Source organism: Vibrio sp. HS-50-1 (assembly GCF_024747315.1).
Lineage (GTDB): Bacteria > Pseudomonadota > Gammaproteobacteria > Enterobacterales > Vibrionaceae > Vibrio > Vibrio diabolicus.
The window spans coordinates 126,642-152,868 of record NZ_JAMPZF010000036.1 but is presented as its reverse complement, the minus strand read 5'-3'; the positions used below and the strand labels follow the sequence as shown (position 1 = coordinate 152,868).

Annotated in this window: 28 protein-coding genes and 1 pseudogene; 18 read left to right on the top strand and 11 right to left on the bottom strand. The window is 43.7% G+C overall.

All coding sequences use genetic code 11. The annotated features are described in order from the left end of the window. Positions 1–34 precede the first annotated feature (34 nt). Positions 35–307 (top strand): YnjH family protein, encoded by a 273-nt coding sequence (locus NDJ01_RS16270; RefSeq protein WP_047008434.1) that lies wholly within the window; start codon positions 35–37, stop codon positions 305–307. A gap of 74 nt (positions 308–381) precedes the next feature. Here NDJ01_RS16270 and NDJ01_RS16265 read toward each other — a convergent pair whose 3' ends face one another. Beyond that, positions 382–681 carry a YfcZ/YiiS family protein gene (locus NDJ01_RS16265; RefSeq protein WP_074189865.1) on the bottom strand — a complete coding sequence of 100 codons (300 nt, stop codon included), beginning with the start codon at positions 679–681 and terminating at the stop codon, positions 382–384. 607 nt (positions 682–1,288) lie between these two features. On the opposite strand from NDJ01_RS16265, the gene NDJ01_RS16260 reads away from it, so the two are divergent. Continuing rightward, the gene (locus NDJ01_RS16260) at positions 1,289–1,750 is read left to right on the top strand and encodes a TetR/AcrR family transcriptional regulator (RefSeq protein WP_005392508.1); all 462 of its coding nucleotides are present in this window, start codon (positions 1,289–1,291) and stop codon (positions 1,748–1,750) included. Between the two features lie 191 nt (positions 1,751–1,941). On the opposite strand, the gene NDJ01_RS16255 is transcribed toward NDJ01_RS16260, so the two are convergent. The 6 genes from NDJ01_RS16255 to NDJ01_RS16230 are packed head-to-tail and all read right to left on the bottom strand — an operon-like array spanning position 1,942 to position 6,526. Further along, complete coding sequence (locus NDJ01_RS16255) at positions 1,942–2,724, bottom strand: heme ABC transporter ATP-binding protein (RefSeq protein WP_065645727.1); 783 nt, start codon at positions 2,722–2,724, stop codon at positions 1,942–1,944. Continuing rightward, positions 2,724–3,761, bottom strand: coding sequence for an iron ABC transporter permease (locus tag NDJ01_RS16250; RefSeq protein WP_012842435.1), 1,038 nt, complete (start codon positions 3,759–3,761; stop codon positions 2,724–2,726). Before NDJ01_RS16250 ends, NDJ01_RS16255 begins: the two co-directional genes overlap by 1 nt. 9 nt (positions 3,762–3,770) lie before the next feature. Then, positions 3,771–4,640: a hemin ABC transporter substrate-binding protein gene (locus NDJ01_RS16245; protein ID WP_012842436.1), complete on the bottom strand. Its 870-nt coding sequence runs from the start codon at positions 4,638–4,640 to the stop codon at positions 3,771–3,773. 28 nt (positions 4,641–4,668) lie between these two features. After that, positions 4,669–5,082 (bottom strand): biopolymer transporter ExbD, encoded by a 414-nt coding sequence (locus NDJ01_RS16240; RefSeq protein WP_048625312.1) that lies wholly within the window; start codon positions 5,080–5,082, stop codon positions 4,669–4,671. Continuing rightward, on the bottom strand, positions 5,079–5,777 hold the full coding sequence (locus NDJ01_RS16235; protein WP_005392513.1) for a MotA/TolQ/ExbB proton channel family protein: 699 nt from the start codon (positions 5,775–5,777) through the stop codon (positions 5,079–5,081). Before NDJ01_RS16235 ends, NDJ01_RS16240 begins: the two co-directional genes overlap by 4 nt. Further along, positions 5,777–6,526 (bottom strand): energy transducer TonB, encoded by a 750-nt coding sequence (locus tag NDJ01_RS16230; RefSeq protein ID WP_041853118.1) that lies wholly within the window; start codon positions 6,524–6,526, stop codon positions 5,777–5,779. The genes NDJ01_RS16235 and NDJ01_RS16230 overlap by 1 nt, the downstream gene beginning before the upstream one ends. A 160-nt stretch (positions 6,527–6,686) precedes the next feature. Between NDJ01_RS16230 and hutW the strand changes: the two genes are divergently transcribed. The 4 genes from hutW (at position 6,687) to NDJ01_RS16210 (ending at position 9,811) form a co-directional block, all read left to right on the top strand. Next, on the top strand, positions 6,687–8,057 hold the full coding sequence (gene hutW, locus NDJ01_RS16225; protein ID WP_104973038.1) for a heme anaerobic degradation radical SAM methyltransferase ChuW/HutW: 1,371 nt from the start codon (positions 6,687–6,689) through the stop codon (positions 8,055–8,057). A 29-nt stretch (positions 8,058–8,086) separates the two neighbouring features. Continuing rightward, the gene (hutX, locus tag NDJ01_RS16220) at positions 8,087–8,590 is read left to right on the top strand and encodes a heme utilization cystosolic carrier protein HutX (protein WP_047008487.1); all 504 of its coding nucleotides are present in this window, start codon (positions 8,087–8,089) and stop codon (positions 8,588–8,590) included. A 56-nt stretch (positions 8,591–8,646) separates the two neighbouring features. Then, the gene (hutZ, locus tag NDJ01_RS16215) at positions 8,647–9,177 is read left to right on the top strand and encodes a heme utilization protein HutZ (protein WP_258586980.1); all 531 of its coding nucleotides are present in this window, start codon (positions 8,647–8,649) and stop codon (positions 9,175–9,177) included. A 97-nt stretch (positions 9,178–9,274) separates the two neighbouring features. After that, positions 9,275–9,811, top strand: a complete 537-nt coding sequence (locus NDJ01_RS16210; RefSeq protein ID WP_258586979.1) for an ATP:cob(I)alamin adenosyltransferase — start codon at positions 9,275–9,277, stop codon at positions 9,809–9,811. Positions 9,812–9,939: 128 nt separating this feature from the next. On the opposite strand, the gene NDJ01_RS16205 is transcribed toward NDJ01_RS16210, so the two are convergent. Next, positions 9,940–10,854 (bottom strand): chemotaxis protein, encoded by a 915-nt coding sequence (locus tag NDJ01_RS16205; RefSeq protein ID WP_005392519.1) that lies wholly within the window; start codon positions 10,852–10,854, stop codon positions 9,940–9,942. A gap of 214 nt (positions 10,855–11,068) precedes the next feature. On the opposite strand from NDJ01_RS16205, the gene ppiC reads away from it, so the two are divergent. Next, on the top strand, positions 11,069–11,410 hold the full coding sequence (gene ppiC, locus NDJ01_RS16200) for a peptidylprolyl isomerase PpiC (protein WP_258586978.1): 342 nt from the start codon (positions 11,069–11,071) through the stop codon (positions 11,408–11,410). A 346-nt stretch (positions 11,411–11,756) separates the two neighbouring features. On the opposite strand, the gene NDJ01_RS16195 is transcribed toward ppiC, so the two are convergent. Continuing rightward, a complete protein-coding gene (locus tag NDJ01_RS16195; protein ID WP_258586977.1) occupies positions 11,757–12,854 on the bottom strand; it encodes a permease in 1,098 nt (365 codons plus the stop codon). 249 nt (positions 12,855–13,103) lie between these two features. Here NDJ01_RS16195 and NDJ01_RS16190 point away from each other — a divergent pair, with 249 nt between their 5' ends. The 3 genes and pseudogenes from NDJ01_RS16190 to NDJ01_RS16180 form a co-directional block, all read left to right on the top strand. Continuing rightward, a complete protein-coding gene (locus NDJ01_RS16190) occupies positions 13,104–13,412 on the top strand; it encodes a helix-turn-helix transcriptional regulator (protein ID WP_239852111.1) in 309 nt (102 codons plus the stop codon). A gap of 425 nt (positions 13,413–13,837) precedes the next feature. Next, positions 13,838–15,241, top strand: a complete 1,404-nt coding sequence (locus tag NDJ01_RS16185) for an alpha/beta hydrolase (protein ID WP_150879306.1) — start codon at positions 13,838–13,840, stop codon at positions 15,239–15,241. Between the two features lie 575 nt (positions 15,242–15,816). Further along, positions 15,817–16,505: pseudogene (locus NDJ01_RS16180) on the top strand (ABC transporter permease); the annotation flags it as partial. Between the two features lie 177 nt (positions 16,506–16,682). On the opposite strand, the gene NDJ01_RS16175 reads toward NDJ01_RS16180, so the two are convergent. Further along, on the bottom strand, positions 16,683–17,441 hold the full coding sequence (locus tag NDJ01_RS16175; RefSeq protein ID WP_005375354.1) for a DeoR/GlpR family DNA-binding transcription regulator: 759 nt from the start codon (positions 17,439–17,441) through the stop codon (positions 16,683–16,685). Between the two features lie 274 nt (positions 17,442–17,715). Between NDJ01_RS16175 and ltnD the strand changes: the two genes are divergently transcribed. The 6 genes from ltnD to NDJ01_RS16145 all read left to right on the top strand — a co-directional run bounded on the left by ltnD (position 17,716) and on the right by NDJ01_RS16145 (position 23,855). Beyond that, complete coding sequence (gene ltnD / locus NDJ01_RS16170; RefSeq protein WP_085344551.1) at positions 17,716–18,624, top strand: L-threonate dehydrogenase; 909 nt, start codon at positions 17,716–17,718, stop codon at positions 18,622–18,624. Positions 18,625–18,649: 25 nt separating this feature from the next. After that, positions 18,650–19,906: a 3-oxo-tetronate kinase gene (otnK, locus tag NDJ01_RS16165; protein ID WP_258587014.1), complete on the top strand. Its 1,257-nt coding sequence runs from the start codon at positions 18,650–18,652 to the stop codon at positions 19,904–19,906. An 11-nt stretch (positions 19,907–19,917) separates the two neighbouring features. Further along, positions 19,918–20,565, top strand: a complete 648-nt coding sequence (locus NDJ01_RS16160) for an aldolase (protein ID WP_005385078.1) — start codon at positions 19,918–19,920, stop codon at positions 20,563–20,565. After that, positions 20,565–21,341 carry a 2-oxo-tetronate isomerase gene (otnI, locus tag NDJ01_RS16155; protein WP_017635261.1) on the top strand — a complete coding sequence of 259 codons (777 nt, stop codon included), beginning with the start codon at positions 20,565–20,567 and terminating at the stop codon, positions 21,339–21,341. The genes NDJ01_RS16160 and otnI overlap by 1 nt, the downstream gene beginning before the upstream one ends. A 61-nt stretch (positions 21,342–21,402) precedes the next feature. Then, the gene (denD, locus tag NDJ01_RS16150; protein ID WP_243327591.1) at positions 21,403–22,362 is read left to right on the top strand and encodes a D-erythronate dehydrogenase; all 960 of its coding nucleotides are present in this window, start codon (positions 21,403–21,405) and stop codon (positions 22,360–22,362) included. Then, positions 22,362–23,855 carry a GntP family permease gene (locus NDJ01_RS16145; protein ID WP_048625307.1) on the top strand — a complete coding sequence of 498 codons (1,494 nt, stop codon included), beginning with the start codon at positions 22,362–22,364 and terminating at the stop codon, positions 23,853–23,855. The genes denD and NDJ01_RS16145 overlap by 1 nt, the downstream gene beginning before the upstream one ends. 263 nt (positions 23,856–24,118) lie before the next feature. On the opposite strand, the gene rcnR is transcribed toward NDJ01_RS16145, so the two are convergent. Beyond that, entirely contained in the window at positions 24,119–24,391 is a 273-nt protein-coding gene (rcnR, locus tag NDJ01_RS16140) for a Ni(II)/Co(II)-binding transcriptional repressor RcnR (RefSeq protein ID WP_085344497.1), read from the bottom strand. A gap of 116 nt (positions 24,392–24,507) precedes the next feature. Between rcnR and NDJ01_RS16135 the strand changes: the two genes are divergently transcribed. Together NDJ01_RS16135 and NDJ01_RS16130 are read left to right on the top strand one after the other, a co-directional pair. Then, complete coding sequence (locus NDJ01_RS16135; protein ID WP_139059243.1) at positions 24,508–25,584, top strand: nickel/cobalt efflux protein RcnA; 1,077 nt, start codon at positions 24,508–24,510, stop codon at positions 25,582–25,584. 51 nt (positions 25,585–25,635) lie between these two features. Further along, entirely contained in the window at positions 25,636–25,986 is a 351-nt protein-coding gene (locus tag NDJ01_RS16130) for a DUF3147 family protein (protein WP_145535575.1), read from the top strand. Positions 25,987–26,227: the final 241 nt, after the last annotated feature.

The following is a 26,227-nucleotide window of genomic DNA, read 5'->3' as shown; positions in this document are numbered from 1 at the left end:
TTGTTAGTATCATGAGCGTCTGAGGGAGATTTTCATGAAGTTAAAAAGAGTGTCTATTTTTGCCGCTGGTGCTGTAGTAGTACTACTATCTGGGGCCGCTTTTGCTAAATCATACAGTACGCCAGAAAGCAAAGCGCTGGTGGTCGCTGACGGCAAGGTAGGTCAGCGTATCTGTTACTACGATGATAAAGCCTACACCACCGGAGCCGTGATTAATGTTGAGGGTGTATTACTGATGTGTACAGCTGAGAACGATTTTGAAACGAATGGTTCGTTAAAGTGGGTGGTATTCAAAAAAGATAAATAAACGCCAAAAAACGGTCTGTTTAATATTAGGATAACGGAAAAATAAAAAAGCGAGCACAGAGCTCGCTTTTTCCATTAACGCGCGATTGAGCGAGTTTTTAATTCAAAGATAAGCTTTTCAGCACTTACTTCAAATTTGAATCGAGCCGTCGCTTGGTTTGACTCTTCTGTTATTTCAGAAACATTGTATTCAACATCAGCACATACTGATTTAGCGAGCTCAATGTATTTTTGTAGTTCAGACTCTAGCTCTGTTTTTGTCTGTGCGAAAACCGTTACGTCGGCAACTTCGTCACCTTCTTTGATGATGAAGCCAATCTCGCCTGCGCAGCCGCAAGCTTCACATACTTGGTTTTTTTCTAATTCGACACTCATAACGAATCCTCTTGTAAAAACTAAGGGTATTCTATCAGGTATTTGATCTGTATCTACAAAAATGACGAGTTTTGAATAAAAAAAGAACAGAATAGGCGTTTGTTAAGTAAGGGTTAAAGATTGGATTACTAAATCATCAAGAACGTTAATGTGATATATATCAACATTTAAAATCAATTAACGAACATAGTGACGAGATTTCGCTCAGCCCAGTTGAACTAATGGACAATTTATAAGACTATTTCTTGATTGATTATTTTTAATAATTATCATTCTTGGTCTTTGAATAGTTTCGATGAATAAATGGCGCAAGGTTTTGATGAGACTAACTTTTCGCCTTATTTTGAGTAGCATGTATTGACAAAAACATAACTGCAAATTGCACATTACGCAGTGTAAAGACGTTATGATTTGGAACTTAACTTTATATTAAGTAGTCGCAGTACATATATCCAAATGGCCTTAATGCGCAGGTGTTAGCGGTTCAATTTTTAGGTTTCGCTTAACGAAGTGCCTTGGGCAACTTGGGTATAATGCTAAGAATGATTTCATTCTGGCCTCATTTAATAGTGAGTTAGATGGATTTACAAAGAGAAGAGCTTAAAATATGCCAAAGCGTAGTAAAGAAGATACCGAAATCACTATCCAAAAGATCATGGATGCCGTTGTTGATCAGCTACTAAGACTAGGTTACGACAAAATGTCGTACACGACTCTAAGTCAGCAGACAGGTATATCTCGTACCGGTATTAGCCATCACTTCCCTAAGAAAACGGACTTCACCGCCGCACTGGATGGCCGTATCTTTAAAATGTTTATTGAACACCTAGAGTTTGATAAAGGGCTAAGTGCATTTTCACAAAGTTGGATTAAAGCACTGGAAGATGCTGAGTTCCTCGCGATTTTACGACTGCTATTCCATCACATTGTCACGGCCGAAAATGCGCAAGAATTTGCTGCTAACGGAATTGACCGTTTATACAAAATGGTTGAAAGCCAGTTTGGCGCAGGTGGTGACAAAGAGCTCGAGTGGTTGATTGGTCGTTCATTGATCCAAATGAGTAAGTAATCGCAATTGAGAGCGATAGATGAACACTTGTTTGCTGCTTTGGTTGTAAAGCCAAGGCAGAACACAGTAATTTTCTCGCCGCTCTTTTGAGCCCAAGATTCGATTAAATATCAAAGCAAAGGCCCGCAATATGATTATTGCGGGCCTTTGTCGTTTGGAAAGCAGAAGAGACGGCTCAGAAGAGATACACGCTAAGCGGCGGCGTGAACTTGAGGAAAGTCTAAAGTTGGATGTTTTGTCACGATGGAGCGGTAGCCATAAACGTGCTCAATGCGCTCTGGCGTCAGTGCATTCCATGGTGTGTCATCACAAACCAGTTTTCCCTTATGCAAAAGTACAAGTCGGTCTGCGTACTGGGAGGCTAAATTCAAGTCATGCAACACGACAACGACTGCGGCGTTCTGTATTTTCGCGGCCTCACGAGCAATCTTTAACGTGTTGTGTTGGTGGGCGAGATCTAACGCAGAGGTTGGCTCATCAAGCATCAAGATTCGTTCCTCGCCAGATTGGTGTAGCTGTGTCATCACGCGTGCTAGATGTAATCGTTGCTTTTCGCCACCAGATAAAGATGGATAGAGGCTTTCTGCCAAATGCATTACATCGGTTTGTTTCATGTAATGTAAAGCTAACTTAGTGGTTTCTTTATTGGACAGCGATAGCGGAATCGCGCCTAATTCGACCACTTCTCTGGCTAAAAATGGGAAGGTCAACGTACTGTGCTGTGGGAGCATCGCAATGTGTTTTGCGCTTTTTTCAGGCTCCCAATCATGCTTTTGTTTACCGAAGTAGGCGATGTCATGATTTGAAGAGATTTCACCACACAGAAGCTTGAGCAAAGTACTTTTTCCCGCACCGTTGGGGCCGAGTAGGGCGGTCACTTCACCAGCTCGGATATCAATATTGATGTCATCGAGAACAATGCGCTTGCCATATTTCATCGAAATGTTTTTACCCGATAAAACGATCTGGTTCATTACAAAATCTTCCCTTTCTGCTGGAACAATAAGTAGATGAAGAAGGGTGCACCGATCAAGGCGGTCACGATACCGACGGGTAATTCTGCTGGTGCCACGGCAATACGAGCAAACATATCAGCAGCGGTAAGAAGCAGCGCTCCCATGAGTGCAGAGATTGGCAGTAGCGTTCGATGGTCGGGGCCTGCTAGCATGCGTCCTAAGTGAGGAATCACGAGCCCGATAAAACCAATTGCACCACTAATACTCACCGTAATACCAACCCCCAATGCAGAGAGCAAAATAAGCTGTCGTTTGAGTTTTTGGACCGGAACTCCCAAGTGTCTTGCTTCTGATTCCCCTAGCAGAAGAGCATTCAGCGCCATCGATTTTTTCTGGAACCAGAATAATAGGACGACCAGCGTGACAGCGGATAGGCCTATCCCCGACCAATTTGCGCCAGCTAATGAGCCCATCGACCAAAGTGTTAGATCTCGTAGCATCTGATCATCAGCAATAAAGTTCATGTAACCGATCGCCGCTCCTGAAAGCGCGCTGATGGCAACACCAGCTAACAACATAATCGTAACTGAGGTACCAAATTTACTTGTGCCGAGCTTATAAACGAGAATGGTCGTCAACGCACCACCTAGGAAAGCAAAAAGAGGCAGCGCAGCTAAGTTCATTAGTTGCGGATAGTTTTGGCTAAACTCTGCAAATACAACAATAGCGAACGCACCGCCAAGTGCAGCACCAGCAGACACACCAATGATGCCGGGCTCGGCCAGCGGGTTACGGAATAAGCCCTGCATAACCACACCACAAATTGCCAAAATGGCGCCGATGAACATACACAAAATGGTGCGAGGTAATCGGATCTCGTTAATCACCAACTGAATGTGAGGAGCGAGATCAGAACTGCTTCCTGTTAGGCTACGCAAACTGTCAGTGAAACTAATGCTCATTGGACCTACTGTAATAGAGGCGATAGCAACAAATGCTAAAAAGCCGCTAAGTACGGATAACGTCGTTGAAAGGGAGATACGTCTTAACAACATGTCATGTCTCTATGGGTAAAGCAGCGCATTCAAACGTTCGGCTTCTACAAGGCTTTTAAGACCCAAACCACCAACAAGGGCGTGACCGTCAATCGTGATGATATTTTTATTCATTCCCGCAGGTGTTGCGGCGAGAAGTGGCATTGCTTTTAAAATCGCATCGGCACCGCCCAGCGTTTCATAGCTGCGACCGCTAACGAGAATAACGTCAGGCTGCATCTCTACCATGGCTTCTGTGGATAAAGGCTTGTAAGAAGACAGCTGGTCAGCAGCTGGGTTTAGTCCGCCTGCTAGCTGAATAATTGCATCGGGTGTGGTTTCTGATCCTGCAACGTTCGCAGGTCGACCTTCATGGATGAGTAGAAACAGTACTTTCTTTTTCTGAGCTTGAGCAGGTTGATTTGCATTGAGTGCTTGAACTTGCGCTTTCACATCTTGCTTTAAATCTTCCGCTTTAGCCTGGCGATTCATAAGGTTCGCAATTTGATCGATACGTTGGTAAAGGCCCTCAACGTTGGCATCGGTATTGACGATTTCTACATCTACCCCCGCCGCTTTTAATTGGTTCAATGCTGTTTTCGGTCCCATCTCATCAGAGCCAATGACTTTTGTCGGACGTAAGGCGAGCAACCCTTCTGCTGAAAGGCGGCGATGGTAGCCTACTTTAGGCAGTTCCATGCCTTTTGGTAACTGACTGGTTACGTCGATAGCAACCAAGCTATCTTTGGCGTCGAGTTCAAGCAACAGTTCAGTGACGGCACTGCCTGCACTAACAACACGCTCTGATGATGGTGTTTCATTGGCAAAAAGTTGGCTACTCGCAAGTAGGGAAATGGCTGCCGTAACAACAGCATGAATGGTGGCACGTGTGTTCTTCATTTTGAAAGGATCTCTATCTTACTTATTTTTATGATGGCTCTTCAGTGAGTAACTGAGTTGCCTGAATTCCGTTTTCTTGCAAAAAGCCGAGAAGTTGAACTAGCGACTGAATGTTCGCGGTTTTTTCTGCTCCAATCACAATCGGTTTATCGCTTGATTTACTCTCTTCTAGCAGCGCGAGGGTAAAGTTGTCCCAATCAATGTATGTCTTGCCGTTAATGGCCCAGTAAGGCTCGTCTTTGAGAATATTTACCGTGATGGATTGCTTATCGACATTTGCAACGGCCTGAGATTCTGTACTCGGTAAATTGACATCTAATGAATCGAGCTTGACCGCTGCAGTTAACATCAGGAAAACCATTACGATAAAAATGATGTCCAACAGCGGTGTTAAATCAGGAGTTAAGTCGTTACGAGTGTTGTCTTGTGGCGTTTTAATCATTGTGCTTCTGCCTCGACCTTTGCAGAAGAGCGCACTGCTAATGTTGAATTGTCTGGCGACACGTGTTGCAGAGAGATACCTTCAAGCCATAAGTTGACATAGTTTAATGTGTGTTCGAGTTTGGCGATCACACGATCCGCCCACAAACCAATGATTTGTGCTCCTGAAATCGCAGGAAGGGCGATAATAAGACCTGCTGCAGTAGTGCGCATGGCCAAACCTAGACCGTCTGCCAAATCATTCGGGGTGATATTCCCCGTTGAGACAGCGATGCCTTTGAACATCTCAATTAAGCCAAGTACCGTACCAAGCAAACCAATCAAAGGGCTAATGACGCCAATCAACGTCAGTAAGCGAAGGCCAGAATGCAGCTGATGACGTTTTTCTTGTAGCCAAATGCCTGCGGCATCTTCTCTTAGAGACTTTGAGAAAGAGTGATGGGCAAGCAACATGGCAACGCCACGATAAAGGAGCGGTCGCTTATGCGACAATTCTTCTGCAAGCGTCTCAAGATCGTTTCCATTCGTTGGGTCTAACCCAATGAGTTTTTGGCGAATGGCTCGTTTCCCGACGCCAAGGCTAATCAAAACGTGGAATAACCGCTCGGTAATGATCATGACGGTGAGGGCTGAGCAAATGATCAAAGGCCATGTCATTAGGCCAAGTTGAGTTTGTAATTCTTGTAGTTGTTCCATTATCCATCCAACTTAAAACGAACAGGTACTTGTACTCGGTGAGCCACTTTTAGCCCGCCCGAAATATGTGGTGTAAATTGCCACTGTTTGATGGCACGAAGCGCTGAGGCGTCCAGCGATTCTGTGCCGGAAGACTCAATCAAAACCTGTTTAATTTGATTGCCATTTTCATCGAGCCATATTTCATATAAGGCTACGCCTTCGATACCGCGTCTTTGTGCAGATCTTGGGTAGCGAGGCTGAGTTGGTTGATTCACAAACGTTGGTTTGTCGACCAAAATAGGTTGAGACGTTGCCCCTTTGGATTGGCTCGCTGGCGCGGTTTGCTGAGCGACCATCTCTTTCTTCGCCGGTTCCGTTTTTTTCTTCGGTTTGGCTTCGGGCTGATTCTCTTGTTTTGTTACGGCTTTGGCTGGTTCCACCGTCTTAGGCTTAGATTGTTTAATCGGCTCTGTTTTTTTCTTCACTACCTTTTTCTTAACAGCGTCTTTCTTAACGACCTGTTTCTTTACGATCTTCTTTTCTGGCTCAGGCTGCTCCTGAGGCTGCGGCTCTTTTGGTGGCGCCACATTTTCTGGCGTGGATTTTTCGACGGTAGGTGGTGGTGCCGATACAAGGTTTAAACTTACCGAACTTGCTGGATTTCCAGCAGGCATCGCGAACACTTTCGTTTCTTGAGAAACAAAAAGAAGTGCGGCATGGATGGCAAGGGAAGCACCTCCTGCAATGACATATCTTTGTACGTTCACGGAATATCTCGGGAAACTATGAAAACTTGAGCAGATTATTACTCACAACCGAAATAAGATCAATTATCAATTGCATTATCATTACGCTCAAATTATGATTCTTGCAGATTTTTAAAGACGAGCCTCTACCCCTTATATGGTGGGAGCTAAGCGAGTATATATGAGCGTCGATATCGATAAATTTGACGAATCAGTGTTGGGAAGCGATAGCCCTGACCCATTGCGATTTGCCTTTGTTAAGAAACATTCGGCACACGCTGGCGGAGCGAGCGTGCCTGTACCTCCACCTCAGCAACAGGCGATTTTTTCAAGCGTTACCGCTAACTCGGTTAAAGCGACCAATAAACGTTGTCTTTATATTCACGTTCCATTTTGTCGCGTACGTTGCACCTTTTGTAACTTCTTTCAAAATGCTGCGAGCCGCGCACTGGTTGATGAGTACTTTGACGCACTGATGCAGGAGCTCAAGGAGAAAGCTGCACTGCCTTGGACACAAAACGGTATTTTCCATGCTGTGTATATTGGTGGTGGAACGCCAACGGATCTGTCTCCAGCACAGGTTCGCGTGTTAGGTCAGGCGATTCATGATCACTTTCCTTTGGCTGCGGATTGTGAAATCACCTTAGAAGGTCGCATCAACCGTTTTTCTGATGAGCTATACCAAGGCGCTCTCGACGGTGGATTTAATCGTTTCTCTTTTGGTGTACAAAGTTTTAATACACAAGTGCGTCGCAGCGCGAAACGATTAGATGATAGAGAAGATGTGCTCAAGCGAGTTAGCGAGATTGCCAACGAAGACAAAATTCCTGTCATTATCGATTTACTCTACGGCTTGCCTTATCAAACCAAAGAAGTGCTAGAGCAAGATTTAAATGATTTTCTCTCGACTGGCGCACACGGGTTGGACTTATATCAGTTGGTAGTCGGTGGTTCAGCACCCATGCTTAACCTTGTAGAAAAAGGAAAAATCCCCCCACCAGCTACCACGCCAGAAAAAGCAGGCATGTATGAGCTCGGTGTGAACTTTATGGACAAACACCATATGAAGCAACTGAGTGTGAACCATTGGGCAATCGATAACCGTGAACGTAGTTTATACAACAGTTTAGCCAAGACATATGCAGAGGTACTGCCAATTGGCTGTGGAGCTGGAGGTAATATCGGTGGTTACGGGGTGATGCAACATCGCACATTGGCGACCTATATTAAAGCCATCAAAGAAGGGCAAAGCCCCATCGCTATGATGATGAAGCAAAGCCCTCTAGATCCACTATTTGCTGCACTCAAATCCGGGTTTGATCGCGGTATCGTTCAGGCAAACCAACTGCCATCGTTTATGGGGGAGGACACGTTCGGATTTTTAATGCCTCTATTTAAAGTGTGGCAGCAAAAAGGTTTAGTGGAACTGCATGAACGCAGCCTAGTTCTTACTCTTGCTGGTAGTTTCTGGGCTGTTTCATTGGCTCAAGGTTGTATTCAGGTACTTACGTCAGAGATGAACGAAACCGTACCGAAAGTATCCAATAATTAATGAAAAAATTGAAAAAAGACGGAAAACATATGGAATCAATCAAACAACAAGTTGAAGCATTACTAGAGCAAGAACCGCAATTATTGCCAGCAGCAATGGCAGAACGTCTCGGTATTTCTGAATTTGAGGTTGTTGCGGCTTTGCCGCAGGAAATGGTGGCCATCGCTCCAGGAGCGCAAGCACAAAGCATTCTAGAAGGTTTGGTTGGTTTCGGCCCGGTGACGACTATTGTTCACTCTTTTGGCTCTATTTTTGAAGTCAAAGCGCCATTCCCAAAAGGAAAAGTGGCGCGTGGCTATTACAATTTAATGGGCAGAGAAGGTGAGCTACACGGACACTTGAAACTAGATAATGTTAAAAATGTTGCGTTGGTCAGCAAACCGTTTATGGGTAGAGAGAGTCACTATTTTGGCTTTTTCTCTGAGTGCGGAAGCAATATTTTCAAAGTTTATTTAGGCCGTAACGAAAAGCGCGAGCTACTTGAAGATCAAGTCACCGCATTCCGCGCCTTACAAGCCGAATTGAAAAAGTAATCACAAACATAATCGAGGCTCAACTCGAATACTAATTAGTAAAGTCAGGTATCAATATGGATCAACAAGTTAAACAAGAGCGTTTGCAAGGTCGTTTAGGACCAGAGATCAAACAGTTTCGTCAGGAGCGTCGTACGCTTCAGCTTGCAACTGTCGATGCAGAAGGTCGCCCTAATGTAAGCTACGCGCCTTATGTCCAAAATCAGGAAGGCTACTTCGTACTCATTTCTAAAATCGCTCGTCATGCTCGTAACCTTTTAGAAAATCCTAACGTTTCTTTGATGATGATCGAAGATGAAGAATCTTCAAAGCAGTTGTTTGCTCGTAAGCGCTTAACTTTTGATGCGGTGGCAAATGTGGTTGAGCGAGACACGGAGATGTGGCACCAAGTTGTTGGACAAATGAAAGAGCGTTTTGGTGAGATTATTGATGGTCTCAGCCAACTAGAGGATTTCGTGTTGTTTAACTTAAAGCCAGAATCGGGGCTATTTGTGAAAGGCTTTGGTCAGGCGTATCAAGTGTCTGGTGATGATTTAGTAGATTTTGTTCACCTTCAAGAAGGTCACAAGAAAATCGAAAGTGCTTGATTGTAAACCGGTCATATAAATATCGAGCATTCGGAATAATGAATGCATAAAGGGAGTTGGGTTATACTGACTCCCTTTTTTATATTGGAACAAAAGCATGAAACCTGTGAGCAAGGAATTGAGCGAGATTTGCTATCCCTTTATTTACGAGGACAGTCCGGTTTGTGACTTTGAAATCACGGCAGATGAACTTTGTAGTCGTATTGGTTTAGTTCTCGCGATGGATCTGGACGAGTTTAGCCGCGATATACTGACAAGAATGCAGCCTAATGTTTATCACCTAAATGGTTCGGTTCGCGGAAAGCTAGCGATTACAGAAGCGGAAGTTGAAGAGCTAAAGGCAGATTATGACTTGCTTAAGCAACGCATTGATGGTGGATTCAAAGGTTTCGTTCTACCCGGAGGGCACCCTGCATCCAGTCAATTGCATTTGTGCCGTTGCCAAGCTAAAAAAACGGTACGAGCATTAGTTGCCATCGAACATGCAGGTAAGAAGCAACCTGCCCCCATTCTATTTCGTTACGCGAACTTATTGGCGAATGTACTTTATAGCTTGGCTTCTTATATTAATCACATCAATCAAGTCGAAGAGACAGGGTTTGTATCTCGTAGTTACTCGATGCCAAAGAAGTGACCTGAGAAACTAGCAGCTGCGAACATCAAAGCTTCTGCGCGAAAAAATGGCCGCAAAACACCATATTCGACAATTTGCTTCTTGGCTGTTTAGTTAAGAGTTAAGAGTTAAGAGTTAAGAGTTAAGAGTTAAGAAGCCATAGCTTTGGCTTCTAGTTCTTTTGCACCGCGCAGCATGGCTTCAATCAGCTCACCAGCATTGAACTTCTCAAGCGCCTCGTGTGCGCCAACTTGGTGAGCTCTGTCTACACAGATTTCGCTCGATAACGACGTATGCAAAATGCGGTATGAGTGATTAAGAGCGGAGTCATTTTGTACTTCGAATGCTAGCTCGTAGCCGTCAAGCCCTGGCATCTCAATATCACTGACCAAAATATCGATTGGTCGATGAGCCTCAGCCTCGCTTTTCATCAGCTCTAATGCGTCTAAACCATTTTTACAAATTTGGTATCCGATATTGATACTATCAAGAGCATCACACAGCTGTTTACGAGCGATGGAAGAGTCATCCACCAAAAGAATGCTTAATGCTTTTAGGCGCTCACGTTCAACATCTGTCAGCATCGGGATCTTTGAGTTTTCGTATTGCGGATAAATTTTGGAAAGTAGCAGTTCTACATCCAGCATCTGAACCGTTTTGTCTTCGTAGCGAGTAATACCTGTTACGAAAATATTTTTCCCAGCGCTCGCTGGTGGGGTTTCAATGGCTTTCCAATCGCATTCAATGATCTTCTCAATACTACGAACCATAAAGGCGACCACGGTTCGCAAACAGTCTGTCACGATCAAGTAGCAATTCTTGTATTCTTCTTCACTGATAGGACGAAAGCCGACAGCCGCTGACATGTCGATCACAGGCACTGTTAAGTTACGTATTGTAACGGTGCCAATGACGTGATGATGCGAGTAAGGGATCTTCGTGGTTGGCATATACGGAACGATTTCACGGACTTTTAGCGTGCCTATCGCGAAACTCTGTTGCAGGGTGAGTTTGAACATCAACATGCCCTGAGATTGATTCGCTTTACTAACGACTTTTGCCATGAAATAACCTTATAAATACCACCGAATTGTGTCTAATCTAATCTTATCAGACGAAGGCTTCAACCATCGGAGAGACAAATGTGAGCTTTTTAGACAATCTCTTAAAGAATAGTGATTAACTGAGCAAAACTTGGTTGTATTTTAATCTTGTTATGCCGAAAGTTTGATAGTCCCATGTATTTGAACCTTGAAGCCGCCTAGGTATAAACAAGAAATGTTTGGCGTGTTAAAAGGGATTGGGTACACTTGCGCGACCAGAATAGTGAGAGATAGATCAATGGCAAATACAGCAGCCGCATTACATATTCTTGTGAAGCACAAAGAGCAAGCAGAAGACATTATCAAGCAACTGAAAAAAGGCGCAAAGTTTCAGACACTAGCGAAGAAGTATTCCACTTGCCCGTCAGGTAAGCGCGGTGGTGATCTTGGTGAGTTCCGCCGTGGTCAAATGGTACCTCAGTTCGACAAAGTGTGCTTTTCTGGCGAGGTTCTGACGCCACATCTAGTCAAAACCAAGTTCGGCTGGCATGTTGTAAAGATCCTTTACAGGACATGATGGTTTAAAGTCTGCGTAGACATAGTAAGATGACTTTCGAGCATCTTAAACATTATTTTCGCATCATGTGCTGAGATAGTGCATTGAAATGAATATGTTACTAAAGTGCTTTACAGGACGTGAGGGATAGAGTCTGCACAGACATTGTATGCTGCCTTTCGAGCGTCTTAAACATTATCTGTGCAGATTCCAATAAGAGCTAACATCATGACTGATACGATTTGAACAGCCATGCTTAACTCATTTTTTATGTTTGAACGAAACATCGCATCATCCATTCAACCAGGCAATCATAATCTTCCAAAAAGCCCAAATCCCAAGCCACAGCTTGGGATTTTTAATTAGTTTAAGCGAAGATAAAGCTGTATAGGAAACCGGCTCCCATTGCCATAGTTAGGATGACAAACAGGAAGGCTGCAATCATTTGGTTTTTGAAGATGGATTTCAGCAAAATCACTTCGGTAAGACTTGCGCCCGCACTGCCGATGATAAGAGCCATTACAGAACCTAACGCCATGCCTTTTTTTACCAGAGCGGCACTTAGTGGAATCACGGCCTCTGCACGGATGTACAATGGGATACCGATGATTGCAGCAACCGGAATCGCATACCATTTCGCTTCCCCGGCGTATGCCGCAATCAGATCTGTCGGGATAAAGCCGTAGATGAAAGAACCGATGGCAATACCTATCATTAGATATGGGAACACTTGTTTAAAATCTTTCCAAGTTGAGTGCCAAATACGTGTCCAACGGTTTGGTTTTTTCTCTTGAATAATTGTTGCAGTGACAGTGCCTTCTGCTGAGCAGCAAGAGAGTTCAACGTTGGGTTCTACTTTGTGTGCGCTATCACCGCAGCAAGATGTCTTGGCCGCTATTGACGCTGGTTCGCTACCTGAGTTTGTGGCACAGTTTGAAGCAGGCTTTAATTCTCCTTTCTTCGTGCTTGAATCACCACAAGATGTTCCGCATGAAGACGCGTGTGTCGCTTGGTACGCTTCTGGTTTTACGTACCGCTCAAAGCCAAGTTTTTCAAGTATGTAGCCGGCCATTACTGATACTGTCATCGCGATAGCAAAGTAGAATACCGCTACTCTCCACCCGAAGGTCATTACGAACAAACCAATGATTACCGGGTTGAGCAGTGGGCTTGCAAACAGGAACACCATCATTGGGCCGAAACCCGCTTTCGCGCGCAATAAGCCTTTTAGAAAAGGAATAGTTGAACATGAACAGAAAGGTGTAATCGAGCCCAGCAGCGCCGCGATGAAGTACCCTTTACCCTTCTTTGAGCTCAGAATAGATTGAATTTTCTCTGGTGTAAGAAAGTCCTGCAAGACACCAACGATGTAGCTGATTGCTAGAAACAGGATGATTAGCTCTGTTGCAAGAAACGCAAACATATCAAGCGCTTCTTTTGTCATAGTTATGATTTCCGGGCTCATATTGACTCTCCGATTAGTTCGTTATGAGTAAGTGTACATACCGAAATGAAGCTGAATTTTTCATTTCGACTTTTATCGAATTATAGAAATAAAAAACTCACCGTCAATATGTTATTTCGATATTTTTCGAAATAAAATATTAACGCCTTATTTATTAGATGGTTATGATGGGCTGGCTCGATTTGCTACTGTCGATAATTTCCATTATTATCGAAATGAAACAGTCAATTGTTATGTTAAGTGGTCTCTATGGAACTCGACGCAGTAGCCAAAGCGCTAAAAGAACTTGGGCATCCTACCCGTTTGTGCATTTATAAAGAGGTGGTGAAAGCAGGCTTCCAAGGAATTGCTGTTGGTAGCGTTCAAGATAAACTCGGTATACCAGCGTCCACTCTTTCTCATCATGTATCGAGCCTTGCTTCTGCTGGACTGATCAGTCAACGACGTGAGGGTCGTACTTTGTATTGTGTGGCTGAGTATGAATGCTTGGACAGTGTGATTGGCTTCTTAAGAGATGAGTGTTGCCTTAATGAGGACCAAAAGGATAGTGATTGTTGATAGTGCATTGCAATGAACAGGTTACTAAGGTGCTTTACAGGACATGACAGTTAGAGTCAGCAATAAGGATTGTATGCTGACTTATCTAAGTCTTAAACATTATTTGCACGGTTTCACCCACGAGCTAACATCATGGCTGGCACGCTTTGAGCTGCCATGATTAATTCATTTTTGCCCCTTTCCGCGTTATAAACCAATCACGCAAGTTGCGTCACGCACACTGCGTGATGAACTCATTTCAGCCCCGAAATGAGTTAGAATGATTCACCCTCATTTTAACAATCTCAATATGCACAGTTTCAGTTGACCACTACAAAAACGACTACCCTTAAGTAGAAGGTTAGCGATGCTTTGCATTGCCATGTGTTCATACAACTCGGGACGGTTGAAATTAGTGGTACTTCTATCCCCCCTCAAGGGAAATCATGAAAAAAGCTAACATAATCCATATTCTATTGGTGCTAAACTTCCTTTTCCTCACTGCGGCCTGTTCTCAGTTAGAGCCGTATCGAGTCATGACCGATGAACCTCCTGGTAAAGATGGTGTTCTACCAGAGCAGCCCGTTTATCGTGCCGATGTTTCTATATTGCCGGACAAAAAACCATTATCTAGAGTCTGTGATAACTCCAAAACGAATTGTATCCAAATAGTCGAGTTCGATGAGTTTGGGAATGCCCAAAGCCGAAAACAATTAGAAACAAGTATTTCCGAATCTAAAAAAGTGGCGGAAGCAGGAGGAACTGTCCTTGTCTATGTGCACGGATGGCATCACTCAGCCAAGCCTGGTGATAAAGATATCGAAGCCTTTTTAGACTCAGTGACCTATGCGTCAAATTCTAACTCCAAGCCAGCGATGGGTATATATATCGCTTGGCGAGGGGACTCTATACCATCAGATAATTGGTTCACGTCTCCATTTAGCTACATGCTCACTTTTTGGGATCGAAAATCAACAGCTCACTCAGTTGGTAGTGGTGGAGGGGTGTCTGAGTTACTTCGCAAAGTTTCGGATGTTCGTAAGAACACATCATCTCGCCTAGTCATCATAGGGCATAGTTTTGGCGGGGCCATACTGTACTCATCAGTTTCGCAACTTATGGCTGAGCAGATAAGGTTAGATATGAGGTGTATCCGAGGTAAAGATGGTCAGCCGGAAAACGGAATAGCTGAGTTCAATGAGATTGCTGATTTAGTTGTTCTGGTAAATCCTGCCTTTGAAGCAATGCAAATGTCTCCGCTCTATGCATTAGCGAGAGATGCGACCTACAAGTGCAATTTACCCCCTAGAATAGTGGTAGTTACCACAGAGGCCGATTGGGCAACAGGACTTACATTTCCAATTGGCCGCTTTTTTGGTACTCAATTTCAAGCCTACCCTCGGGGGCAATATAAGGCGCTAGATCGAACCACAATTGGGCATTATGACCGGTACATTACTCACCAGTTAAAAGTGAGTAAGCGCTGTAGTTCATCCATACAGAAAAATACCCCTCAAGTGCAGATTCTGAGCGACACGAAAGGAAATAATTGTATTCCAGTTACAAGTAATAATGAGATAAATGCCAAGCCTGTTTTGCTAACAAGGTGCGATCAAGCAGGAGTGTGTGATCTTCTACCTGATGATATTTACATAAAACGCCGATTACCGGATGCGGATGGTAACAAGGATACGGTTCCAGAAAGATTTCCAATTATGAATATCCGAACAGACAAGAGTGTCATGAGTGGTCACAATGATATTTGGAGTCCAACTTTAAAGAGTTTTCTGAAGCAGTTACTGACGACAATTCAAACGAAGCCAGAAGACCTTAATTTCAATCCGATTTAGCGCAGGGGGAAGAGAATGGCTCCATAAAAGTGATGGAGTGTGTTGAGAAGTGAGCCGTGATAACTCATTTATGTCCAAAAGTGTGTTTGATTAGATTCTCAATCCTGGTGATCACCAAGCCACTCTGTCTGCTACACGATATGCAGTGAGAGTACATTGCAATGAGCACGTCACTAAGGTGCTTTACAGAACATAAGGCTTGGTATCTACCTAAACATTGTCAGATGAAACCCATAAGCCTTAAATATCATCTGTACGGTCTCTTTTCACCAATCACTACCGTTATGACATGGCAGATACATTCTGATCTGCCATGCTCAACCAAACGCTAATCTTTCCAAACTAGAAACTCATTTATATGTAGTTAACTTGGCTTTTCTCATAAGTCGTTATCCTATTTGAAGCTTTGTATGAGAATACGTTTGCTGGTTGTATCAGTTATCCATGCTATTCCTTGCTGGAGAACTCTGGTTCATGTTCGGGCGCTTGCTCAATGACAGCCTTAGCGTGTATTAGATGAGCCTTGGGTGATCACTTGGCTATCGGCGAACATCAGTAAGTTTCAAATCTTACGCTTTGCCTTGCTGATTGGTTGTGCGGGGTGGGCGTTAATGCGCGATCCTTACACCATCCACTTTACTCGCCTTGAATTGCGTTTGGTGCCGACGCCGTTGGTCGAGATCTGCTTGCTCGTGTAGGCGGCGGTATGATGTCGACGATCAAAATGGGCATCATCACAACGTTCCTAAGTTTGGTGATTAGTTTGCTGCTCGGCTTCGTGACTCGTTATAGCCGAGGCTTAATTGAGATCACCAAAGGTGTGCCATACATTGTGGCGGGTCTGCTGACCGCTGGTCTAACGGGGATGAACCCAAACAGTGCCTTGATTGCGATTGTTATGGTGTCGTGAGCACCATTAGCGGCGCCCTGCGCGAGCTTGTTGATGGAAGCCAAAGCGCAGCCTTATACGCATCTTGCGCCCATTTGGGGAACCAGTCAGTGGCGAGTACTCCGTTACTACTTGTTGCCTTATGTGCTGCCGCCATTGATTCGTCACGCGTTTCTGCGTTTGCCGTACATTACGATCAGCCTGACTTCTCTGAGTTTTATCGGACTAGGCGTTAAGCCGCCAGAACCCGAGTGGGGTTTATTGATTGCAGAGAATCTGCCTTACATAGAGCGCTCGCCAACAGGTGTCTTGCTGCCAATCTCAGGCTTAGTTTTGATGGCAATTGCGGTGAATTTGATTTTTGATGACAAGTGACGAGCAGCGATAAAGCGAAGTGAGCGTCCATATCCAGATGTAATCAGTAATTTGGTAATTTAGAAAACAAAAGGATGTGTTTTCTGCCAGAAAGTACACAGTAAGGTCTATGTATATTGGAAGCACCTATAGATTAACGAGTATAAAAGTGACTCGAACTCAGGTGTTTAGGTAGTGTTACTCTTTATAAACACGTAATCCTTTATCCGTTAATTCTTGTGTGACCACTTCTGATAGGTTTCGATCGGTAATAATTCCGTCCAATTGCTCGATGTCTAATGCATGAAAGCTCGCTATCTGACCGTATTTAGTTGAGTCTGAGATCAGATAGTTGGTTTGTGCCGCCTTGATGATCGCTTTTTTTACGAGAACTTTATTTTCATTAGGTGTTGATAAGCCCTTCAAGCTCCAAGAAGAAGTCGAAATAAAGGCGATATCAATATTTAGCCCGTTCAAGAACTCTGCGACTTTTCCACCAATGGTGGATTGGTTTTCGCGGTCAATTTTTCCTCCTGTGTGGTAAAGCTCACATTCACTGTGCGTCATAAGGAAAGCAGCAATAGAGAAGTCATTGGTGATCACTAAAAGATCATTACGATTTGCTATTTGATGGGCGATTTCTAGAGAGGTTGTTCCCGCATCCAAGTAAATAGTAGCGTCTTGGCCAATTAACGTAGCCGCCAGCTTACCAATTTGAATCTTTTCATCCGCTTGTTGCTCGACCTTCGCATCATGGGAAAGTTCTGAATGTAGAGCTTGAGCGAGTTGCACTCCACCAGAAACAGAAACGACTTTACCTGAGGATTCAAGCTTCACGATATCACGACGAATGGTCATATGTGATACGCCAAGGTGGTCGGTTAAATCTGAAATGCTTAACACTTCTTGATGTGATAACAGGGATAATATGGTTCTTTGACGTTCTGCTGGGATCATAATTTCACTTCTATATTCTTGTTTTTCAGTATCCTACCAATCTTTTTATTTTTTGTGAATATCTGTGAATTATGTTCTCAACGTTGTAAGAACAGCCTTCGCTTGTGTTAACTGCTCGGAATGTCTCTTCCCATAAAGAGGTATATATCACGACATTGTTAATTTATGTGAAAAAATGTGATTCAAAGCGAAGTCTTAGTATTAATCTTCACATATAATCACATCAACCAAACAAGAATTAACAAAGTTTAATAGACCAGAAGGCATTGTTTTTATGAGTGAAGTTCAATCTGTAGGTGTTATCGGTTTAGGCTCTATGGGAATGGGCGCCGCAAAGTCATGTGTGCGTGCAGGCCTAGATGTATATGGTTTCGATTTAAATTCTCAAGCGCTTGAAGAGCTAGGTTCATTCGGTGCAAAAGCTGTTTCTACAAATGCAGTTGAGTTTGCAGATAAGCTTGATTCGGTTCTAGTTCTTGTTGTGAACGCAGCTCAAGTTAACACGGTCTTGTTCAAAACTGGTCTTGCTACAGCGCTTAAGCCGAATACGCCAGTAATGGTTTCAGCAACCATCTCAGCAGAAGACGCAAAACAAATTGAAGCGAAATTGGCAGAACACAACCTTGTGATGCTTGATGCACCGGTATCTGGTGGTGCTGCAAAAGCAGAATCAGGTGAGATGACTATTATGGCGTCGGGAGCGCAAAGCACATTTGATGCACTTGAACCAGTACTCAACGCAACGGCAGCTAAGGTCTACAACATCGGTGAAGCGATTGGCCTAGGCGCAACTGTGAAGATTATCCACCAATTGCTAGCAGGTGTTCATATCGCAGCTGGTGCTGAAGCAATGGCATTAGCGGCACGTGCAAACATTCCTCTTGACCTGATGTACGACGTGGTGACGAATGCAGCGGGTAACTCTTGGATGTTTGAGAACCGCATGAAGCATGTAGTTGATGGTGACTACTCCCCTAAATCTATGGTCGACATCTTTGTGAAAGATCTAAACCTCGTATCGGACACAGCAAAAGATCTCAAATTTCCACTTCCTCTATCAAGCACAGCACTAAACATGTTTTTGAGTGCAAGCAATGCTGGTTTTGGCCAGGAAGACGACAGTGCCGTTATCAAGATTTTTGATGGTATTGAGCTTCCAGGTGTAGAAAACAAACAGAAGTAAGCGCACGTAAAACGGAGAAAAAATGATGTTATTAGGCGTTATCGCAGACGACTTTACTGGCGCAACAGACATCGCAGGTTTTCTTGTAGAAAACGGCATGCGCACAGTTCAGCTTAACGGTATTCCAAAAGAAGAGATTGATGTAAACGCAGATGCGGTCGTGATCAGTCTTAAATCTCGCTCCTGTCCTGTAGATGAGGCAATCGAGGATTCAGTAGCTGCGCTTAAGTGGCTGCAAGCAAATGGCTGTCAGCAGTTTTACTTCAAGTACTGCTCAACGTTTGACAGCACAGCAGAAGGTAACATTGGTCCTGTAACGGATGCACTGCTTGCAGAGCTAGGTGAAGCGTTCACCATTGTATGCCCATCATTACCAGTGAATGGTCGCACAGTTTACAACGGCCATCTATTTGTATTCCAAGACTTGCTAAGCGACTCAGGTATGCGTAATCACCCTGTGACACCAATGACTGATTCAAGCCTAGTTCGTATGATGGATGCTCAATCTCAAGGCAAATCTGGCCTGGTGAACTTCCAAATAATTGAACAAGGTCCAAAAGCGGTAATTGAGCGCTTTGAAGAGCTAAAAGTACAAGGCAACCGCTATGCAGTGGTTGATGCATTCAATGCAGAGCATCTTGTCACACTTGGCCAAGCGGCGAAGTCTCTAAAACTGGTAACTGGTGGTTCTGGTTTGGCTGCGGGTATTGCTAAGAACTGGATAGAGACCCTTGAAGATCAAAGTGATGCGAAGCAGGAGGGGAACCCTAAAAAGGCACCAACCGTTGTGTTATCTGGATCTTGTTCTGTCATGACCAACCAACAGGTCGCTGTTTACAAAGAAAAAGCGCCACACTTTGCTATTGATGTGAAGGCGTGTCTGACGGAAGAAGATTACTCAAATCAAGTGTTTGATTGGGTCATGACCAACATCGAAAGCGAGTTCGCACCACTGGTTTACGCAACCGCAGATGCAGCGGCGTTAAAAGCGATTCAACAAGAGTTTGGCGCGCATGCTTCAAGTCACGCGGTTGAACAATTCTTTAGCCAACTTGCAATCAAACTTCAGCAGCACGGTGTGAAAAATTTCATCGTTGCGGGTGGGGAAACCTCAGGGGTTGTAACCCAAAGCCTAGCCGTAAAAGGTTTTCATATCGGTCCTCAAATCGCACCAGGTGTACCTTGGGTGAAGTCACTTGAAGGCGAGCTTTCTTTGGCTCTGAAATCGGGCAACTTCGGCGATGAACACTTCTTTGCCAAAGCACAGTCGTTTTTTGAATAGGTGAGGTTGTGATGAATAAAGAATTGATGACAGAACAACAACTGCGAGAGCAAATGGTCACTATGGCGCGCTCTATGTTTGAACGTGGCTATGCGACTGGCGGCGCTGGCAACCTTTCTCTAAAACTGCCTAATGGACACTTTCTGGCAACGCCAACTGGTTCTTCGTTCGGCCGCTTGATTGCTGAAGAGCTTTCGGTTGTGGATATTGATGGCAACCATATCTCTGGTGAAAAGCCATCAAAAGAAGTGGCTTTTCATCTGGCGATTTATCGAAATAACTCAAAGTGTAATGCGATTGTGCATCTGCATTCTACTTACTTGACGGCGCTTTCTTGTCTTGAAGGTTTAGATCGCGAGAATGCCATCAAAGCTTTCACACCTTACTTTGTAATGCGCATTGGCGAACTGCCAGTGATTCCGTACCTGCGCCCGGGCGACCCTCAGATTGCTGAAGAACTTGCGCAGCGGGCTAGTGACTACCGAGCTTTCCTCCTGGCGAACCATGGTCCAGTGATCACGGGTACGGACTTTGAAGATGCAGTGGATAACGCAGAAGAGCTAGAAGAGACAGCGAAGCTAGCGTTCATTCTTAAAGACAGCAACATCCGCTACTTAACGGATACTGAGATTCAAGACCTAAAAGGGAGAGGTAAGTAATGGCTAAATTCGCGGCAAATCTGACAATGTTATTCACAGAAGTTCCTTTTCTAGATCGTTTCGAAAAAGCACACCAAGCGGGCTTCAAAGCGGTGGAATACCTTTTCCCATACGCATTCGAAGCGCAAAAACTAGCAAGCAAGATACAGCAGTTTGGTTTTGAGCAAGCGTTATTCAACATGCCTCCAGGTGATTGGGATGCAGGTGAACGAGGTTTTGCAGCTATTCCGGGGCGTGAGGATGAATTTAAAACGAGCGTCGAGACTGCTCTGATGTACGCCAAGGCACTGAACTGTAAAAAGGTTCACGCTATGTCTGGCATTGTTGATTCTCGCTTCACTCGTGATCAGCATATTGAAACCTTTATCTCAAACATTCGTTATGCAGCGGATAAGTTTGCCGAACAAGGTGTTGAGCTGATGATTGAGCCACTCAACAATCGCGATGTACCGAACTACTTTGTTGCACATCAACGTGAAGCGGTGGAACTCATCAAACAAGTGGCTCGTCCAAACGTGAAATTGCAGCTCGATCTCTATCACGCACAAATTATGGACGGTGATCTGAGTACGTTGATTCGCGATGTGGCGCCATACACAGGCCATATTCAAATTGCTTCTGTGCCTGAAAGGCACGAACCATCGGAAGGCGAACTGAATTACCCACACCTATTTAATGTTTTGGATGACTCTGGTTACCAAGGCTGGATCGGTTGTGAATACAACCCAAGGCATAGCACGCAGCTGGGCCTTAGTTGGGTTAAACCATACCTATAACAATTTTAATTTCTATCCATAAATAACTTGAAACTAATTACAAAAACAAAGGGTCGTGACTATGAATATTATCATAACTGGAGGGGCGGGTTTTCTCGGAACCCTACTTGCCAAATCACTACTAAAAGAAAACAAAGCTGAAAGTATTACTATTGTCGACATTCAAAAGTCGCGCTTAGAGGGCATTGATGACCGAGTCGTTTCTTTAGTCATGGATATGACAAAGCGAGAAAATATAGACCAAGTTATTACTGCCGAAACGACACACATTTTTCATTTAGCGGCAATTGTATCGAGCCATGCTGAGCAAGATTTTGATTTAGGCGTAGCTGTAAACCTGACGACCACACAGTTATTGCTTGAGCGTTGCCGTAAAGTAAACCCTAATATTCGTTTTACGTTTGCTTCATCTTTAGCTGTATTTGGTGGTGAACTTCCGGAAACGATTACACCAATAACAGCACTTCATCCTCAGTCATCCTACGGGACGCAAAAAGCTATAGGTGAGTTATTGGTTAACGACTATGCCCGTAAAGGCTTTGTTAAAGCTGTATCCGTACGTTTACCGACTATTTGTATTCGCCCTGGGAAACCAAACCTTGCCGCTAGCTCTTTCGTAAGCGGAATTATTCGTGAGCCTTTGAATGCTCAAGAATCAAATTGTCCTGTAGACCCTACGCTAAAACTTTGGATATCGAGCCCGTCTAGAGTGGTTGACAATATTCAGTATGCAGGGCTAATGCCTTATGAGCAGTTAAATAATCTGTCCTATAGAACGCTTAATTTACCTGGCATTCAAACTACACCAGCTGAGATGATTCAAACAATGGACACTTTAGTGGGTAAGCAACTTTCTAATTATATTACCTATGAGCATGATGCGGGTATTGATCGTATTGTGAGTAGTTGGCCACAAAAAATTGATTGTACTAAAGAACTGGAGCTTGGATTTAAAGCAGACAGTAATTTCAAGGATGTATTACAACAATTTATTTCTGTTAACAATATGGAGATTGTCTAATGTTACCAACCTCAGTAATTGGACTAATAGTAGCCGTATCAGTCCTTGTTTTTCTTGTATTACGTACAAAAGTACATGTGTTAATTGCGATGTTAATTGCGGCATGTATCGCAGGTATTATTGGTGGGTTAAGTGTTGACGACACGATTGCGACCGTTAGCAAAGGATTTGGTGGAACATTAGGCGGTATAGGGATTGTCATCGGTCTCGGCGTTATGATGGGGGCTATTTTAGAGGCTTCTGGAGCAGGAGAAAGTATTGCCTATAATTTTATAAAGTGGTTAGGAAAAAAGAAAGAAGAGGCCGCTCTTGCTGTAACTGGCTATATTGTTAGCATCCCAATCTTTGTGGATAGCGCGCTTATCATTCTTTATCCAATTGCGAAGTCTTTGTCAAAAACGTCCAATCGCTCGATTTTAACGCTTACGGTTGCTCTGGCGGGCGGCTTGGTCGTAGCGCATCACGCTATTCCGCCGACTCCAGGGCCTTTGGGAGTTGCTGGTATCTTTGGTGTCGATCTTGCCAGCATGTTAGGTTTTGGTTTGATGATCGCAGCGCCTTGTGTCATGGGTATTGTTTGGTATGCAAGATGGTTAGAAAAGCAGTTTCCTGAATTCATTCCAACCGAACATTTCTCGAAGTCTAGTGAGCAACTGATTAATGATCACAAAGAGTACATTGCAAGTAAAGAAGCGAAAGACCTACCATCTTTAAGTAAATCTATCGCTCCAATTATTATCCCTATTTTACTTATACTTGCGAAATCAGTGATGGGTTTATTAGAGGGGACTTTCGGTTTCGAAGGGCTGACAGCAACAACATTTGGTCAATTTATCGCTTTTATCGGCAGCCCTACAATTGCACTATCAATAGCAACCTTATTAGCGGTTTACACATTGGGTAATAACCTTACCAAAGAAGAAGCGAATGAAAAGATGGAACAAGGAATCTCCACTTGTGGCATCATTTTGTTAGTAACAGGTGCTGGTGGCGCGTTAGGTGCGGTATTGCGTGAAACGGGTGCGGGCGCAGAGATTGCCAACCAAGTTGCAGGGCTTCCTATTTCTGCGGTTATGATTCCATTTATTATTGCGACGTTAGTTCGCATTATTCAAGGCTCTGGTACAGTCTCCATGATAACCGCTGCTTCTATATCTGCCCCAGTTTTAGTGAATATTCCTGATGTTAACCTTTTATTCGCAGCGACGGCAGCTACGATGGGATCTCTATTTGCTGGCTACTTTAATGACTCGTTATTCCATATTGTTAATCGACTAATGGGGGTGACTGAGGTTAAGAAACAACTCATCATTTGGACTATTCCAACAACAATTGCTTGGGCTATTGGTGGTTCATTAGTCATGATTCTTAACTTATTCTTCGGATCTCATGGTTCAATCTTTGATCCCGTGTTACCACTTGCTGTACTTTTGGGGTGTATTGCATTTACAAAATCTTACAGCGCTAAGCACGTCGAATTACAAGAGGTATAAAGGTTTACTTGTACTCTTCCATAAAGTCAAAACCTATCACAATATGTATTTTTAGCAGATAGTTTAGGGATTTTTAATAATATGAACGGCCCTATGTTTGGGCCGTTTTAGTTCTGATAACTAAACTATTTAACTTGAACTGATATAGTTTCTTTCAACCTAATCGATATGAAATGGAATCTCTATTTCCCGTTTAGTTAACGATTACATATAAAGGATCTATTCGAGTTTAACCCTAGTGACTTTACTCTAGCGAAGTAGGGTTACTTTATATAAGAGTCCAGTACTTTCAATACGACTTCCATATCTTTTTCACGTTGAGTTTTGTCTTCCTCAAGTACAACGTGCTCAAGTAAGTGACCTTTAATTACTTCTTTCATTAAGCCATTTACAGCCCCTCGAATTGCAGCGATTTGTTGCAACACATCTTGGCACTCATGTTCTTCTTCCAGCATTTTTTTGAGACCATTCACCTGACCCTGTATTTTGCTGACACGGGTATTGAGCTTCTTTTGATCTCTGGTTGTATGGGACATGACTTATCTTCTTTAAGTTACTGACTGCGAGATTCTAACTGATAATGTAGCACTCATCTTATACTGGGGGGGAGTATAGTTTAAGGCAACTTTAGAAGAGCATATTGAGAATAACAGTGGATTTTGTCGCATTATTACAACAAGGTAATGGATGGTTTTTTATACCCAGCGCCATTTTATTAGGAGCGTTACATGGATTAGAGCCAGGACATTCAAAAACGATGATGGCGGCGTTTATTGTGGCCGTAAAAGGAACAGTGAAGCAGGCGGTGATGTTGGGGCTGGCTGCAACGCTTTCCCATACGGCGATCGTATGGATAATTGCTGCGGGTGGGATGTATATAAGCCAAAGATTTACTGCAGAAGCTGCGGAGCCATGGATGCAGCTTATCTCTGGGGTGATTATCGTTTCGACGGGTTTATGGATGTTCTGGAGAACGTGGAGCGATGAGCGAGCTTGGCACAAAGCTCATAAGCAAGCTCGAGACTGGAGAACGCAAGTTGTCGATACTGGTCATGGGCATCTATCGCTTTCTATCGTAGATGAAGGGCATCACTGCCGTTTTCAGTTACGCACACTTAACGGTAAGCCTTTAACGGCTGAAAACGTTAAACTAGTGCTACCCAACGCAATCAGACAGCCTTCTGATATTTATCACTTTATTTATCGCGATGGCTATTTGGAATCCGCCTCCTGTGTTGAAGCCTCTGATGATTTTTTCGTCACGTTGATGGTCGGGCACCATGATCACACCCACGATTTCGAGGTGCATTTTCATGCGGATTCCCACTCGGAAGGCGAGAATAAAGAGTACCAAGACGCTCATGAGCGTGCTCACGCTCTAGATATTCAAAAGCGCTTTGGCGATCGAGATGTTACCAATGGACAAATACTTCTGTTTGGTTTGACGGGTGGGTTAATACCATGCCCGGCGGCGGTCACTGTTTTACTCATTTGTTTGCAACTTAAGGCCATGACACTTGGTGCAACCTTGGTGGTGTCTTTCAGTATTGGTCTAGCGTTAACTTTAGTTGCAGTTGGTGTTGTCGCGGCAGTGGGCGTTCAAAAAGCAACATCGAAGTGGAGTGGTTTGAACGATGTGGCTCGTCGTGCACCTTATCTATCGGGGATCTTGATTAGCGCCGTTGGTGTATATATGGGCATGCACGGGTTTACGACGTTAATGAGCTAAGCTCTGTTGTAATTATTACGTCGCTTTTTGTTTATTAAAGGTAGCTCTTTCATGTTGTGGATGATTACTAAGTACGCGTTAACCGCAGGAATAGTGGTGCTGATATCTGAAGTTGCCAAGAGAAGTGATAAAGCGGGAGCGCTGATTGCCGCGCTCCCGACGGTCACTATTTTAGCTTTGATTTGGATGTATATTGAAGGGCAAGGTCAGGAAAAGCTCGCGAACCACGCGTTTTATACTTTTTGGTATGTACTGCCTACATTGCCGATGTTTCTAGTTTTTCCTTTCTTACTGAGCCGATATTCGTTTTGGTTCTCTTTGGGGATTTGCGCCATTATTTCAATCGTTTGTTTCTTCATTGTGACCATCGTTATCAAAGAGCTTGGAATAGAATTAACTTAATTGAGCAAAGGAGAATTGTAAGAATATAGGTCGAAGCGCTCGCTTATTTATATTTTCAAGGCTCTAACTAGAACTCTTTCTTTAACGCTCGATGCTAGTGTGGCCGCTTACTTTAAGTTAGCGATTGCTCTCTTGTCTTTCAGCCAAACCTCGTAGAAATGTGACGTTTTGAAGACTTTTCTTCCTTCATTCTAAAGTTATCGGTAATCAGGCAGATACAGTGGCTACAAAGTTACGTCTA

Excerpts from the sequence above, each read along its gene's own strand:
- rcnR (WP_085344497.1), bottom strand. The coding sequence starts at position 24,391 with ATGTCCCATACAACCAGAGATCAAAAGAAGCTCAATACCCGTGTCAGC.
- NDJ01_RS16270 (WP_047008434.1), top strand. The coding sequence starts at position 35 with ATGAAGTTAAAAAGAGTGTCTATTTTTGCCGCTGGTGCTGTAGTAGTA.
- denD (WP_243327591.1), top strand. The coding sequence starts at position 21,403 with ATGAATATTATCATAACTGGAGGGGCGGGTTTTCTCGGAACCCTACTT.
- NDJ01_RS16260 (WP_005392508.1), top strand. The coding sequence starts at position 1,289 with ATGCCAAAGCGTAGTAAAGAAGATACCGAAATCACTATCCAAAAGATC.
- otnI (WP_017635261.1), top strand. The coding sequence starts at position 20,565 with ATGGCTAAATTCGCGGCAAATCTGACAATGTTATTCACAGAAGTTCCT.
- hutX (WP_047008487.1), top strand. The coding sequence starts at position 8,087 with ATGGAATCAATCAAACAACAAGTTGAAGCATTACTAGAGCAAGAACCG.
- NDJ01_RS16265 (WP_074189865.1), bottom strand. The coding sequence starts at position 681 with ATGAGTGTCGAATTAGAAAAAAACCAAGTATGTGAAGCTTGCGGCTGC.
- NDJ01_RS16130 (WP_145535575.1), top strand. The coding sequence starts at position 25,636 with ATGTTGTGGATGATTACTAAGTACGCGTTAACCGCAGGAATAGTGGTG.
- NDJ01_RS16235 (WP_005392513.1), bottom strand. The coding sequence starts at position 5,777 with ATGGAACAACTACAAGAATTACAAACTCAACTTGGCCTAATGACATGG.
- ppiC (WP_258586978.1), top strand. The coding sequence starts at position 11,069 with ATGTTTGGCGTGTTAAAAGGGATTGGGTACACTTGCGCGACCAGAATA.
- NDJ01_RS16185 (WP_150879306.1), top strand. The coding sequence starts at position 13,838 with ATGAAAAAAGCTAACATAATCCATATTCTATTGGTGCTAAACTTCCTT.
- otnK (WP_258587014.1), top strand. The coding sequence starts at position 18,650 with ATGTTATTAGGCGTTATCGCAGACGACTTTACTGGCGCAACAGACATC.
- NDJ01_RS16210 (WP_258586979.1), top strand. The coding sequence starts at position 9,275 with ATGAAACCTGTGAGCAAGGAATTGAGCGAGATTTGCTATCCCTTTATT.
- hutW (WP_104973038.1), top strand. The coding sequence starts at position 6,687 with ATGAGCGTCGATATCGATAAATTTGACGAATCAGTGTTGGGAAGCGAT.
- NDJ01_RS16245 (WP_012842436.1), bottom strand. The coding sequence starts at position 4,640 with ATGAAGAACACACGTGCCACCATTCATGCTGTTGTTACGGCAGCCATT.
- NDJ01_RS16175 (WP_005375354.1), bottom strand. The coding sequence starts at position 17,441 with ATGATCCCAGCAGAACGTCAAAGAACCATATTATCCCTGTTATCACAT.
- NDJ01_RS16250 (WP_012842435.1), bottom strand. The coding sequence starts at position 3,761 with ATGTTGTTAAGACGTATCTCCCTTTCAACGACGTTATCCGTACTTAGC.
- NDJ01_RS16240 (WP_048625312.1), bottom strand. The coding sequence starts at position 5,082 with ATGATTAAAACGCCACAAGACAACACTCGTAACGACTTAACTCCTGAT.
- NDJ01_RS16205 (WP_005392519.1), bottom strand. The coding sequence starts at position 10,854 with ATGGCAAAAGTCGTTAGTAAAGCGAATCAATCTCAGGGCATGTTGATG.
- NDJ01_RS16145 (WP_048625307.1), top strand. The coding sequence starts at position 22,362 with ATGTTACCAACCTCAGTAATTGGACTAATAGTAGCCGTATCAGTCCTT.
- NDJ01_RS16195 (WP_258586977.1), bottom strand. The coding sequence starts at position 12,854 with ATGAGCCCGGAAATCATAACTATGACAAAAGAAGCGCTTGATATGTTT.
- ltnD (WP_085344551.1), top strand. The coding sequence starts at position 17,716 with ATGAGTGAAGTTCAATCTGTAGGTGTTATCGGTTTAGGCTCTATGGGA.
- NDJ01_RS16255 (WP_065645727.1), bottom strand. The coding sequence starts at position 2,724 with ATGAACCAGATCGTTTTATCGGGTAAAAACATTTCGATGAAATATGGC.
- NDJ01_RS16160 (WP_005385078.1), top strand. The coding sequence starts at position 19,918 with ATGAATAAAGAATTGATGACAGAACAACAACTGCGAGAGCAAATGGTC.
- hutZ (WP_258586980.1), top strand. The coding sequence starts at position 8,647 with ATGGATCAACAAGTTAAACAAGAGCGTTTGCAAGGTCGTTTAGGACCA.
- NDJ01_RS16190 (WP_239852111.1), top strand. The coding sequence starts at position 13,104 with ATGGAACTCGACGCAGTAGCCAAAGCGCTAAAAGAACTTGGGCATCCT.